Origin of the sequence: Neisseria sp. 74A18, assembly GCF_001308005.1 — a bacterium.
GTDB lineage: Bacteria > Pseudomonadota > Gammaproteobacteria > Burkholderiales > Neisseriaceae > Neisseria > Neisseria dumasiana.
Genome location: NZ_LGZA01000032.1, coordinates 1 through 12,199 on the forward strand (window position 1 = coordinate 1; position 12,199 = coordinate 12,199).

The 12,199-nt window shown below is 50.1% G+C and carries 12 protein-coding genes; 5 read left to right on the forward strand and 7 right to left on the reverse strand.

The features are described 5' to 3' along the window. Nucleotides 1-287: IS30 family transposase (locus tag AKG43_RS09670; protein WP_156300652.1), on the forward strand; the 287-nt coding region annotated here is incomplete at its 5' end. A gap of 72 nt (nt 288-359) precedes the next feature. Here AKG43_RS09670 and AKG43_RS09675 read toward each other — a convergent pair. Continuing rightward, nucleotides 360-926 carry a peptidylprolyl isomerase gene (locus tag AKG43_RS09675; protein WP_054600363.1) on the reverse strand — a complete coding sequence of 189 codons (567 nt, stop codon included), beginning with the start codon at nt 924-926 and terminating at the stop codon, nt 360-362. A 70-nt stretch (nt 927-996) separates the two neighbouring features. Between AKG43_RS09675 and AKG43_RS13390 the strand changes: the two genes are divergently transcribed. Continuing rightward, entirely contained in the window at nt 997-1,164 is a 168-nt protein-coding gene (locus AKG43_RS13390; RefSeq protein WP_231718152.1) for a lipoprotein signal peptidase, read from the forward strand. 91 nt (nt 1,165-1,255) lie between these two features. Here AKG43_RS13390 and gshA read toward each other — a convergent pair whose 3' ends face one another. After that, nucleotides 1,256-2,605: a glutamate--cysteine ligase gene (gene gshA, locus AKG43_RS09680; protein ID WP_054600364.1), complete on the reverse strand. Its 1,350-nt coding sequence runs from the start codon at nt 2,603-2,605 to the stop codon at nt 1,256-1,258. A gap of 425 nt (nt 2,606-3,030) precedes the next feature. Here gshA and leuC point away from each other — a divergent pair, with 425 nt between their 5' ends. From leuC to leuD, 3 genes are all read left to right on the forward strand, one after another. Beyond that, nucleotides 3,031-4,437 carry a 3-isopropylmalate dehydratase large subunit gene (leuC, locus tag AKG43_RS09690; protein ID WP_054600366.1) on the forward strand — a complete coding sequence of 469 codons (1,407 nt, stop codon included), beginning with the start codon at nt 3,031-3,033 and terminating at the stop codon, nt 4,435-4,437. A 127-nt stretch (nt 4,438-4,564) separates the two neighbouring features. Next, a complete protein-coding gene (locus AKG43_RS09695; protein ID WP_054600367.1) occupies nt 4,565-4,699 on the forward strand; it encodes an entericidin A/B family lipoprotein in 135 nt (44 codons plus the stop codon). Nucleotides 4,700-4,771: 72 nt separating this feature from the next. Continuing rightward, nucleotides 4,772-5,413 carry a 3-isopropylmalate dehydratase small subunit gene (gene leuD / locus AKG43_RS09700; RefSeq protein WP_054600368.1) on the forward strand — a complete coding sequence of 214 codons (642 nt, stop codon included), beginning with the start codon at nt 4,772-4,774 and terminating at the stop codon, nt 5,411-5,413. A 137-nt stretch (nt 5,414-5,550) separates the two neighbouring features. On the opposite strand, the gene trmA is transcribed toward leuD, so the two are convergent. From trmA to glgA, 5 genes are all read right to left on the reverse strand, one after another. Continuing rightward, nucleotides 5,551-6,642 (reverse strand): tRNA (uridine(54)-C5)-methyltransferase TrmA, encoded by a 1,092-nt coding sequence (gene trmA / locus AKG43_RS09705; RefSeq protein ID WP_054600369.1) that lies wholly within the window; start codon nt 6,640-6,642, stop codon nt 5,551-5,553. Between the two features lie 73 nt (nt 6,643-6,715). Beyond that, nucleotides 6,716-7,606, reverse strand: coding sequence for an NAD(+) kinase (locus tag AKG43_RS09710; RefSeq protein WP_054600370.1), 891 nt, complete (start codon nt 7,604-7,606; stop codon nt 6,716-6,718). A 124-nt stretch (nt 7,607-7,730) separates the two neighbouring features. After that, nucleotides 7,731-8,018, reverse strand: coding sequence for a hypothetical protein (locus AKG43_RS09715; protein ID WP_054600371.1), 288 nt, complete (start codon nt 8,016-8,018; stop codon nt 7,731-7,733). Between the two features lie 91 nt (nt 8,019-8,109). Next, nucleotides 8,110-10,590 carry a glycogen/starch/alpha-glucan phosphorylase gene (locus AKG43_RS09720; RefSeq protein WP_054600372.1) on the reverse strand — a complete coding sequence of 827 codons (2,481 nt, stop codon included), beginning with the start codon at nt 10,588-10,590 and terminating at the stop codon, nt 8,110-8,112. A 140-nt stretch (nt 10,591-10,730) separates the two neighbouring features. Next, nucleotides 10,731-12,176, reverse strand: coding sequence for a glycogen synthase GlgA (glgA, locus tag AKG43_RS09725; RefSeq protein ID WP_054600373.1), 1,446 nt, complete (start codon nt 12,174-12,176; stop codon nt 10,731-10,733). Between the last annotated feature and the right edge of the window lie 23 nt (nt 12,177-12,199).

Sequence of the window (12,199 nt, forward strand, 5' to 3'; positions counted from 1 at the left end):
ACGGCAAGGAATTCTACCGCCACACCCGAATAGCCAAAGCATTGGTGGCTGAAACCTATTTCTGCCGTCCTTACCGTTCTTGGGAAAAGGCGCTGAATGAAAACACCAACGGACTCATCCGCCAATACTTCCCCAAACAAACGGATTTCCGCAACATTAGTGAGCGGGAAATACGTAGGGTTCAGGATGAGCTGAACCACCGGCCAAGAAAAACACTTGGCTATGAAACGCCAAGTGTTTTATTCTTGAATCTGTTCCAACCACTACTGCCTGAGTGTTGCACTTGAAATTAGAATCTAAGGCCGTCTGAAACGTTTCAGACGACCTTTCAGCACGATGCTCTACACTAGATGCGTGCTTTATTTAACGATACTCACTTTTTGAATCACAATCGGCTTCACCGGAATATTCTGATGATAAGCCTGATCCGTTGTTTGCACTTTGGCGATTTTGTTTACCACATCCATGCCGGAGATTACTTTGCCGAACACCGCATAACCATAGCCTTGTATGGTTTTGCTTTTAAAGTTTAAGAAATCATTGTCGGCAACATTGATAAAAAACTGGCTGGTGGCGGAATTCGGATTGGCCGTGCGTGCCATGGCAATCGTGCCGACCGTATTTTTCAAACCGTTGTCGGCTTCGTTGGCAATGGCTTTATCGGTGGCTTTCTGCGTCATATCTGCGGTAAAACCGCCGCCCTGCACCATAAAACCGTCGATTACACGGTGGAAAATCGTGCCGTTGTAAAAACCTTTTTGGGCATATTGAACAAAATTGGCTACGGTTTTGGGTGCTTTTTTTTCATCCAGCAAAAGTTCGATTTTGCCTACATTGGTGTCGATCACGGCACGGGTGTCTGCGTGTGCCGCAAATGCCGGCAGCACTATCAGGCCGGCCAGAATCAGTTTGGCTGTATTTTTCATTTTTTCCTAATAGATGAGTTTGCGAAACGGCGGAATTATCGTGTTTTTTTATCTTGCTTGGCGTAAACAGATTGTAAAAAGGCCGAGACCTTTGCAAAACCCCCATCTGCGGCGCATTTCTTCGTTGTGCGCTGCTCGCTCGTTTGCCTATCTATATGATATGTCTGCACTCGCTGTGCTGCTACGCCTTGAACTACATCCACATCTGAGGGTTTTGCAAAGGTCTCAGGCCGTCTGAAAATAGATTAAATCGTTCAGACGGCCTACTGTGTTGCTTTTATGCAATGAATATTCAATTTGTTTAATGGATTGTTTGGCTGCTCCGTCAGTTAGCTTTGCACAGCGGTTTTGACCAACTCTTTAGATGCGGCAAGAAGCGAAAGACGGGCCATAACGCCGTAAACATATAACCGGTTGCAGCCGCAGTCAGGATCGGCACTGTTGGTTTGGGGAACGCCGAGAGAATCCCATTGGGCAAAAACACGTTTGCACCGCTCTTCCCCGCCTTCTTCGGCATCGGCCACGGGAATGGCCTGATCAAGCTGAACGAAAGACATACCTGTTGCATTAAGGTTTTCATCAACGCCGCGCCCTTCGTGAACACGGAAAAAACCGCCGACGACAAACCGGTCGATCATATATACCACAGGCTCGGAAACCGTTCCGTTCAAGGTTTCGTAAGTATAAATACCTTCTTGCACGATCACTTCGTTCACTTCCAAACCTTCTTTGATTTTAGCCATCTTATTGCGGTTTTTACGGTTCAGACCACGCACTTCATCGGCAGATTTAACGCTCATCACCCCCATGCCGTATGTGCCCGCATCTGCTTTCACAATCACAAACGGTTGGTCGGTAATGCCTTTTTCATCATATTTGGCCTGAATTTTTGCCAACATCCGTTCAACGGCTTCGGCCAACGCATCTTCGCCTTCGCGTTCTTGAAAATCAAGCCCGCTGATTTGCTCGAAATAAGGGTTGATATGCCAAACATCCATATCGATTAATTGGGCGAACTCTTCGGCCACTTCGTCATAAGCGGCAAAATGAGCGGTTTTACGGCGGGTAGTCCACCCCCCGTGCAGCGGCGGTAATACGGTTTGGGCAATGTCTTTCAAAATATCGGGAGTGCCGGCAGAAAGATCGTTGTTCAGCAGTATCAAACATGGCGAAAAGCCGTCTGAAAGGTGAACTCTGCCACGGGTGCGCAGCAGCGGCTCGATCAATACTTTGTCGCCCAAAGCCGTTTCCAATTCGGTCGGTTCGGTAATTTCAGGGTTCAAGCTGCCGAGACGAACTTCAAAACCGGCTGTACGCAGAATATTGCTGAGTGCAAAAATGTTTTGAAGATAAAAAGTATTTCTTGTGTGGTTTTCCGGAACAATCAATACCGATTTGGCTTGAGGGCAATAGCGTTCTACGGCATCTTGTGCCGCATGGGCGGCCAGTTGGAGAAAATTGGGATTGAGGTTGTTAAAACCGCCGGGAAACAGATTCATATCGATAGAAGCCATTTTATAACCGGCATTGCGGATATCTACCGAACCGTAAAAAGGAGGCTTGTGTTCCGACCATTGCCGGCGAAACCATGCTTCGATTTTGGTTTGGTTAGACAAAATTTTCCGCTCGAATTCTTGAAGTTGTGACAAATAAGCCGGAGACATTACAGGCAGGTTCATAAACGGTGCTCCCTCAAGTAATCGTGAATAATGCGGAATGATAGGTTTTTTAGCTTCGGGATACAAGTTTCTTCGTTTCAGACGGCCTTTATAAACAACCTTACTTTGCTGCCTTCCATCGATACAAACAGCGGCAGATATACCTACTGGCTTACCGGATTGCCTGCGTGTCTATACTGTGCGTCTATATGTTTGCATTCAAGCGATTACCCGCTGCTGCCGCATCAACCCAAACAAGAAAATTAGACAATATGTACAAATATTACAATCCCGATATAGAAAAAACCAATAGCTATAAAAAAATTAGACAAAAAGGGTTGCAATGGCCGTCTGAAAAGCCTAATATTGGCAACTTGAAAACGCCGCCACACGGCTAAACCGTTTAACTTCCAAAACAACTTAACCCAACATATAGAAGAAAAACCATGAGTGCACAAACCCTTTACGACAAACTTTGGAACAGCCACATTGTCCGCGAAGAAGAAGACGGTACGGTATTGCTTTATATCGACCGCCATTTAGTACACGAAGTAACCAGCCCGCAAGCGTTTGAAGGTTTGAAAATGGCCGGACGCAAACTGTGGCGTATCGACAGCGTAGTATCCACCGCCGACCACAATACCCCGACCAACGATTGGGATAAAGGCATCCAAGATCCGATTTCCAAGCTGCAAGTAGATACTTTAGACAACAACATCAAAGAATTCGGCGCACTGGCCTACTTCCCGTTTAAAGACAAAGGCCAAGGCATTGTGCATGTGATGGGCCCCGAGCAAGGCGCAACCTTGCCGGGCATGACCGTAGTATGCGGCGATTCCCATACTTCTACCCACGGTGCGTTCGGCGCATTGGCACACGGTATCGGCACATCAGAAGTCGAGCATACCATGGCAACACAATGTATCACCGCCAAAAAATCCAAATCCATGCTGATCAAAGTAAACGGCCGTCTGAAACCGGGCGTTACCGCCAAAGATGTCGCCTTATACATTATCGGCCAAATCGGCACGGCAGGCGGAACGGGCTATGCCGTCGAATTCGGAGGAGAAGCCATCCGTTCGTTAAGCATGGAAGGCCGCATGACCCTCTGCAACATGGCCATCGAAGCCGGAGCGCGCTCAGGCATCGTTGCCGTTGATCAAACCACTATCGACTATATCAAAGACAAACCTCTGGCACCCAAGGGCAGCGACTGGGACAAAGCCGTCGAATATTGGCGAACATTGGTTTCAGACGAAGGGGCACAATTCGACAAAGTGTTCGAGTTTGAAGCCGAAAACATCGACCCTCAAGTAACATGGGGAACATCGCCCGAAATGGTGCTGGATGTAAGCGGCAAAGTCCCCAACCCCGCCGAAGAGCAAGACCCCGTCAAGCGCAGCGGCATGGAACGCGCCTTGGAATACATGGGCTTAACCGCAGGCACCCCGCTTAGCGAAATCCCCGTTGACGTGGTATTTATCGGATCATGCACCAACAGCCGTATCGAAGACTTGCGCGAGGCCGCAACCGTGGCACGCGGCCGCAAAAAAGCCGCGGGCGTCAAACGGGTATTGGTGGTACCGGGTTCCGGACTGGTGAAAGAACAGGCCGAAAAAGAAGGATTGGACAAAATTTTTATCGAGGCCGGCTTTGAATGGCGCGAGCCCGGCTGCTCGATGTGCCTGGCTATGAATGCAGACCGCTTGGCACCGCAGGAACGCTGCGCTTCCACATCAAACCGTAATTTTGAAGGACGCCAAGGCAACGGCGGACGCACGCATCTCGTCAGCCCCGCAATGGCCGCAGCCGCAGCGGTTGCCGGTCACTTTACCGATGTGCGTAATCTGTAAAGATATATAGGCCGTCTGAAAAGTTTTCAGACGGCACCCTATATTGAATTGTAATCCGTAAAAAACTTTGGCATTATGCAATGTGCAGTAACATGAAACTGTACTTTCACAAATCAAGGAGCCTAACATGAAAAAATTAGTATTAGCCGCGTTAACCGCCATGACTTTACTGTCTGCCTGCAACACCGTTTCAGGTTTCGGTAAAGACGTTTCCAAAGCCGGCGACAAACTTGAGCAATCTGCAGACCGCCACTCACACTAAATCTAACTAAGCAACAACCCCACCCCCGCGCCGCATCAATGCGGGGGTATTTTTATACCGAAAGTACACATCATGAAACCGTTTACCCCCATTACCGCATTGGTCGCCCCGCTAGACCGCGTAAACGTTGATACCGATGCCATCATCCCCAAACAATTTCTCAAATCCATCAAACGCAGCGGCTTCGGCCCCAACGCCTTTGATGAATGGCGCTATCTTGACCACGGCGAACCCGGCATGGACAACAGCAAGCGCCCGCTTAATCCCGATTTTTCATTGAACCAACCCCGCTATCAAGGCGCAGAAATTCTGCTTACGCGCAAAAATTTCGGCTGCGGCTCTTCGCGGGAACACGCGCCTTGGGCTTTGGAAGACTACGGTTTCCGAGCCATCGTCGCCCCTTCATTTGCCGACATCTTCTTCAACAACTGCTACAAAAACGGCCTTCTGCCAATCGTATTGACCGAAGACCAAGTAGATCAGTTATTCAAAGAAGTAGAAGCCACCGAAGGCTACCGCTTATCTATTGATTTGGAAAAACAGACTTTGACCACGCCCGGCGGCCAATCATTTACTTTCGAAATTACCGAACACCGCAAGCACTGTTTGCTCAACGGCTTGGATGAAATCGGCCTGACCCTGCAACACGCCGATGAAATCAAAGCATTTGAAGAAGAGCGAAAAGCCGCACAACCTTGGCTGTTTAACGCTTAACGATAAATTTGCTCCACCACAAACAAAATAAAGCAAAAGCCGCATGAATTACTTTTCAGCGGCTGTTTTGTCGGTTCGGCATATTCGCAAATACAGTTGATTTGCTGTACCCGATGCGTTTCCAGACCGAATCAACTTTATTTTTTCTCCAGCCACACACCGCTTTCGATATGGTGGGTGAACGGGAACTGGTCAAACAAAGCCATGCGGCGGATATGGTGGGTGTCTGCCAGCACATCCATATTTTCACGCAGCGTTTCGGGGTTACACGAAATATAGATAATGTTGTCGAACTGCTTAACCAGCTTTAAAGTTTCGTTGTCAACCCCTGCTCTGGGCGGATCAACGAAAATCGTAGAAAAGCAGTAATCATTCAATGAAATACCCTGCTCTTTCAGGCGGCGGAATTCACGCACGCCGGTATAGGCTTCGGTAAACTCTTCTGCCGACAATCGGGCGATCTTTATATTGTTGCTGCGGTTGGCCTGTATATTCCATAAGGCCGCCTGAACGGAAGTTTTAGACACTTCGGTAGCCAGAACCTGCCGGAAATAGCGTGCCAACGGCAGGGTGAAATTACCGTTGCCGCAATACAGCTCCAGCATATCGCCGTTTAAAGAACGGGCTACGTCGCATGCCCATGCCAGCATGTGTTCGCACACGCCGGCATTGGGTTGGGTAAAGCTGCCTTCATATTGGCGGTAAATGAAAGAAGCACCAGCCACATTGAGCGTTTCGGTAACAAAATCCTGAGTTAAAACAATTTTTTGCCCTTTACTGCGGCCAATGATATGGATGCCGAGCTTTTCCTGCATATCTTGTGCCGCAGCCCGCCATTGTTCGTCAAGCTGTTTATGATAAATCATGGTAACCAGCATTTCGCCGCTCAAAGTAGCCAAAAACTCAACCTGATACCAACGGTTTTTCAATACCGGCACGGCATCGGCAGCTTCAAGCAGTTTGGGCATCAAACGGTTGATGGCTTCGCAGGCCGGGGCAAAAGAATCGCAACGCACCAAGGTTGCTCCCCCTGCTTTACGGCCTTTTTCAAACATGGCGTAGAACATTTCTTCGCCTTCATGCCACACGCGGAACTCTGCGCGCATACGGTAATGCTTTTCTGGCGAGGCGAAAACTTCTAATTCGGGGATGGGAATGGCTTTGAATAAATCTTTGATATAACTGATTTTATCGTTTAGCTGTTGTTGATAATCGGCAGATTGCGTCACAACGGGAAATCCTTAGAAAAACTGAAAACGGCGATTATACAGGCTCACGCCTGCCCGAGCCGAACTCAAACCGTCAAACCAACTGTTCGCCCCAATGCAGTTTTTGGCGCAGCGTTTTGTAGTATTGATAATCGGTAGGATGCAGAACGCGCAAAGGATGGCGGTAGCGGTGGATTCTGATGCGGTCGAAATTCTGTACATCAAAGAAAGATTGGCCGTCGAAATGAACGCGGGCATCGCCGCTTTTGGTAATCAGAATTTCAATCTCGCAGGTGTCGGCAATCGCAATGGGGCGGTTGGTCATGGATTGCGGGCAAATCGGCACCAAGGTAAACGCCCGCAAACTGGCCTGCATAATCGGTCCGCCTGCTGCCAGCGCGTAAGCGGTGGAACCTGTGGGCGTGGAAACAATCAGGCCGTCTGAACGCTGGGTATAAACAAATTCTCTGTCGATGAAAACTTCAAATTCAATCATCTGCCCTGCGCCGCCGCGCGACAGCACCACATCGTTTAAAGCGAGTGAAGTGGTAACGGTTTCGCCGTCGCGCACCAATGAGGTTTCGAGCAAAATGCGCTCTTCAGGCAGATATTTTCCCGACAGCATGCCGTTTAACATCTGTGTCATCTGCTCGCGCGGTACTTGGGTTAAAAAGCCGAGATGGCCTTGATTGACGCCGATAACCGGCACACGGAAAGGAGCGATTACTCTGGCAACGGAGAGAAACGTGCCGTCTCCGCCCAATACAATCACCAAATCGCATTTTTTGCCGAAATCGGCTTTTTCGATGATGCGGCACACATCCATATCTTCGGCACATACCGAGCCGTCGTCGATACTGGCTTTATCTAGATAGATATCCAGCTGTTTGCTGCTGAGAAACGCCACCAAAGTATGCAGGGTTTCCTGAATATTGGGCGTTTGCGGGCGGGGAATGATGCCGATGTGCTTAAACTGGCTGATCATGGTACGGAAACCGAACGGGGTAAGATGCTTGGATTATAGCGGTTTTTGGCTTGTTGCTGAAAGCGAATGTAGCCGCAGCGGCAATAAAGCTTCAGGCCGTCTGAAAACAGATACGCAACCAACGTTATGGTTTAAACGGCAGCCATATTTTTGCCAAAACATACATCAGCGCACCACTGCCGCCCAACAAGGCAAAAATGATGCCTTTTTTGCGGGCATTGGGGCAAAACCAATAGACGGCAAGGCTGAAACTGAAAAACAATGCGCTCACCACCCAAACCAGTTGTTTGTCTTTAAAACGGTTAAGGGTGTAGCTTTCCGTCATAACCACATACATCTGCCACAATGCCGCCATCGACATAAAAATAACGCCGACGGGCAGAAAGAAAAGGCCGAGCAGTTCTTTATTCATGATTGGAGGCCGTCTGAAAACATAAACGGCGATTATAACAAAGACCGCCTGAAATGTATTCAGACGGCCTGACAGCTTTTCCTGCTTCTATTTACTCATCATCTCTAGGCAGCTCTGCCTCGCTAATCGGATCGATATACCAAATGTTGCGGCAGTAATCCTGAATCGAACGGTCTGACGAGAAATAACCCATGTTGGCAATGTTGATCAGTGCGGAACGCCGCCATTTGGCGGTATCGCGGTAATGCTGGTCGGCACGCTCTTGCGCCTCGATATAACTGCGGAAATCGGCCATCAGTTGGTAATAATCGCCGTAAGCCTGCATCACGTCGTTATAACGGTTAGGCTCTTGCGGAGAAAAATGGCCTGTGGTGATCTGTTTGACGACACGGCGCAAGTCGCTGTCGGCTTCGAGGTAGCTGATGGGGTCGTAACCTTCGCGGCGGATGGCTTCTACCTGTTCGACGGTGTTGCCGAAAATAAAAATATTTTCCTCGCCCACATGCTCCAAAATCTCTACGTTGGCACCGTCCAGCGTGCCGATGGTGAGTGCGCCGTTCAGGGCAAACTTCATGTTACCCGTGCCGGAAGCCTCGGTGCCTGCAAGTGAAATCTGTTCCGACAAATCGGCGGCCGGAATAATCATCTGCGCCAAACTCACGCTGTAATTGGGGATAAACACCACTTTAATCAGGTTGCGGATGCGTTGGTCGTTATTGATCACTTTAGCCACATCGTTAATCAAACGGATGATTTTTTTGGCCATATAGTAGGCCGAAGCAGCTTTACCGGCAAAAATGAACACACGCGGCTGCCAATCGGCATCAGGGTTTTCGAGAATTTTGTTGTAGCGGTCGACAATGTGCATAACGTTCAACGCCTGCCGCTTGTATTCGTGAATGCGCTTGATTTGCACATCGAACAAGGCTTGAGGGTTGACGCTGATGCCCAGCTCTTTTTCAATGTAATCCGCCAAACGCTGTTTGTTGGCTTGTTTCACTTCGGCAAACCCGGCCTGCACTTCGGGGTCGTCCGCCAAGTTATTCAAGCCCGAGAGATGGTCCAGATGCAGCCGCCAATCTTGCCCGCCGAGATTTTTATCTAAGAATTGACTCAAGGGCCGGTTGGCTACGGCAATCCAGCGGCGCGGCGTAACGCCGTTGGTTACATTGGTAAAGCGGTCGGGGAAAATATGGGCGAAATCGGCAAAAATCGAAGTTTTCATCAAGTCCGAATGGATTTTGGCCACGCCGTTGACCTTGTGCGAACCGACCACGGCCAACCAAGCCATGCGCACGCGGCGGCCGTGTTCTTCATCGATAATCGACACGCGGCGGATGAAATCGCCGTCGTTTTTGCCGATGGCGCGCAAAGCATCGAGAAAATGCTCGTTGATTTCAAAAATAATGTCGAGATGGCGCGGCAGCAAACGCCCCATTAAATCGACCGGCCAAGTTTCCAACGCTTCGCTCATCAGGGTGTGGTTGGTGTAGGAGAATACGCGGCAGCTGATGCTCCATGCTTCTTCCCAGCTCAAGCCTTCTTCGTCTATCAAAATCCGCATCAATTCGGGTATTGCCAACACGGGATGGGTGTCGTTGAGATGAATCGCCACCGTGTCGGCCAGTGTTCTGATATTGGGGAAGCGGCATTTGTGGCGGGCAAGAATGTCTTGAATCGATGCAGACACCAAGAAATATTCCTGTTTCAGGCGCAGCTCGCGGCCGATTTCGGTTGAATCGTTGGGGTAAAGTACGCGCGAAATATTTTCGTTACTGGTTTGCTCGCGCATGGCGGCAAAATAATCGCCTTGGTTGAAGTTGGCCAAATCGAACGCATCGCCTGCGTGCGCCGTCCACAAACGCAAAGGGTTGGCGATTTGGCCGCCGTAGCCGGGAATCACTTCATCATAAGCCAATGCGGTGATCTGTTCGGCAGGTTCCCAATGTTTGATGTTGCCGTTAACGTGCATGCGGCCGCCGAAATAAACGGGATAGCGTTTGTGCGGGCGCGCAAACTGCCACTGCATATCGTTATCCAACCACAAATCGGGCTTTTCTATCTGCTGGCCGTCAACGATTTCCTGTTTGAACATGCCGTATTGGTAGCGGATACCGTAACCGACTGCGGGAATACGCAGCGTGGCGAGCGAATCTAAAAAACAGGCGGCCAAGCGGCCCAAACCGCCGTTGCCCAAACCGGGGTCGTCTTCTTGTTCGCATACGTCGGCAAAATCCAAACCGAGCTGGCTGAACGCCTCGTTAAACGCATCGTAAACGCCTTCGTTAATCAGCGAGTTGACAAACGAACGCCCCATCAGAAATTCCATCGACAAATAATAAACCGTGCGCTTGCCGTGGTCTTCGTGGCTGCGGCGGGTTTTCAAAAAGCTTTCTGTAACCAAATCGCGTGCGGCAAAAATGGCGGCGTTCAGCCATTGTTGGGGGGTGGCATCGCGCGGATCAACGCCCAAAATGAAAATCAGCTTATACACAATCGATTTGCGTACCAAATCCGCATCGGGTTTGGGCATGGCGTATTCGTATTCGGGCAAAGGGAGCTTTGAAATCATAATCAAGCCTTTTATTGGGAAAATTCAGTTGGGCGACAGCTTTGCCGTTTGTTTTTGTGGTTTTGTTTCCGGCAAAGCTGCTGTTTATCAAGCGTATAAAGTTAAAGAGGCCGTCTGAAATATCAAACACCGGCTTTCGTTTAACCGAGCAGGCGGCGGTAGCATTCGGCATAGGCTTGAGCCGCTTTGTGCCAGCCGAAATCTTGTGCCATGGCCTGTTCGCGCACCGTCGGCCAAGCACTCGGATTGCGCCATAACGCCAAAGCCTGTTTGATGGCGCCGCCCAAGGCGTTGGCGGTAGGTTCGTCGAACATAAAACCGGTGGCGGTTTTGTTGTTCAGGGTTTCTTCATCGGTGTGGACGACCGTATCAGCCAAACCGCCCGTGCGGCGCACCAGCGGCAGCGTGCCGTATTTGAGGCCGTAGAGTTGGGTTAAACCGCACGGCTCGAAACGGCTGGGAATCAGAATCACATCGCCGCCGCCGATCAAACGGTGTGCCAGTTCTTCGTTGTAGCCGATATATACGCCGACCTGTTGCGGATATTGCTCGGCCAAGCGTGAAAATGCCTGCTCCAATTCCGGTGCGCCGCTGCCGAGCAAAACAAACTGCAAATCAGCGTGGGCGGAGAGTTGTTCATGCAGCGATTCGAGCAGCAGATCTGCGCCTTTTTGCGGGGTCAGCCGCGACACCATCACCGCCAACATGGCTTTTTCGTCGGGATTCAAACCGAAAAAGGTTTGGATGTCGGCCTTATCGGCTGTTTTCCCCTGCATCGCTTGGGCATGGTAGTTTTTCGCCAATGCGGTGTCGGTTCGGGGGTTCCACACCGTATTGTCGACACCGTTGAGAATGCCTTTCAGACGGCCTTCGTCGCGTCGGGCCGATAATAAACCCGACAAACCGTTTGCAGCAGGTTCTCTGGTGATTTCATCGGCGTATGTCGGGCTCACGGTGGTAATCAGGTCGGCATAAAACAAACCGGCTTTCAAAAACGAAATCTGACCGTGGAATTCCACACCGTCGATATGGAACATTTCCCACGGCAAATCAAGTTCCGGCAGGTGTTTGGATTGGAACATGCCTTGATAGGCAATATTGTGGACAGTGAATACGCTTTTGATATAAGCATTCCAAGCATTGAGATAAGCGGGTGCCAAACCGGCCTGCCAATCGTGTGCATGCAGGATATCGGCTTTGCCCCACAGCGCATCCAACCCGGTGGCTAAGGCTGCGGCCGCCCAGCCCAATATGCCGAAACGGATCACGTTGTCGGCATAATCGAAATAATTCGGATCGTGATAAGGATTGCCCGGACGGTCATACAGATGCGGCGCATCAATCAAATACAGCCCCAAACCCTTAAATCGGACATAACGGATAACCACACGGCCGCCGAACGTATCGCACTGCGCCACCTCCACCGTGTCTGCCACCACTTCGCGGGTGTGGCGGTAATAAGGCATTACCACGCGCACATCGTCGCCGTTTTCCAATTGGGCAAAGGGCAGCGAACCCAACACATCGGCCAAACCGCCGGTTTTCATCAAAGGATACAGCTCGGAAGTTACATGCAGAATCTTCATACCACTACCTTTCTAAACATTGA

Coding starts and splice junctions, on each gene's coding strand:
- AKG43_RS09675 (WP_054600363.1), bottom strand. CDS start 926: ATGAAAAATACAGCCAAACTGATTCTGGCCGGCCTGATAGTGCTGCCG.
- gshA (WP_054600364.1), bottom strand. CDS start 2,605: ATGAACCTGCCTGTAATGTCTCCGGCTTATTTGTCACAACTTCAAGAA.
- leuC (WP_054600366.1), top strand. CDS start 3,031: ATGAGTGCACAAACCCTTTACGACAAACTTTGGAACAGCCACATTGTC.
- AKG43_RS09695 (WP_054600367.1), top strand. CDS start 4,565: ATGAAAAAATTAGTATTAGCCGCGTTAACCGCCATGACTTTACTGTCT.
- leuD (WP_054600368.1), top strand. CDS start 4,772: ATGAAACCGTTTACCCCCATTACCGCATTGGTCGCCCCGCTAGACCGC.
- AKG43_RS09710 (WP_054600370.1), bottom strand. CDS start 7,606: ATGATCAGCCAGTTTAAGCACATCGGCATCATTCCCCGCCCGCAAACG.
- AKG43_RS09715 (WP_054600371.1), bottom strand. CDS start 8,018: ATGAATAAAGAACTGCTCGGCCTTTTCTTTCTGCCCGTCGGCGTTATT.
- AKG43_RS09720 (WP_054600372.1), bottom strand. CDS start 10,590: ATGATTTCAAAGCTCCCTTTGCCCGAATACGAATACGCCATGCCCAAA.
- glgA (WP_054600373.1), bottom strand. CDS start 12,176: ATGAAGATTCTGCATGTAACTTCCGAGCTGTATCCTTTGATGAAAACC.